Source organism: Salmonella sp. SAL4457 (genome assembly GCF_046548235.1).
Lineage (GTDB): Bacteria > Pseudomonadota > Gammaproteobacteria > Enterobacterales > Enterobacteriaceae > Salmonella > Salmonella enterica.
In genome coordinates this window covers 1-230 of record NZ_JBGDZO010001471.1, presented here as the reverse complement: position 1 = coordinate 230, position 230 = coordinate 1, and the positions used below count along the sequence as shown (strand labels likewise).

The 230-nt window shown below is 68.7% G+C and carries 1 protein-coding gene; it reads right to left on the bottom strand.

The features are described 5' to 3' along the window. A partial coding sequence (locus ACLJNW_RS29065; RefSeq protein WP_410962147.1) for an HAD hydrolase-like protein occupies positions 1-230 on the bottom strand: 230 nt, incomplete at both ends.

The window sequence follows — 230 nt, the reverse complement described above, 5'->3', positions numbered from 1 at the left end:
CACCGCCTCCCAGGCGCGCGCTTCGTCGAAGCCGTAGGTCTGCATGAAGCACTGCAACAGCGGGGGGCCGATGAAGTGTTCCAGGCGCGCCAGGTCCGGCTCGTCGATGCCCAGGCGGGCGAGGGCGAACTGCACCGAGCGGGTGATGCCCTCGCGTGGGTCGGTGAGGGTGCCGTCGAGATCGAAGAGGATGTTCGGGTAGCGCAGCGCGGCGTCACGCATGGTAGTCC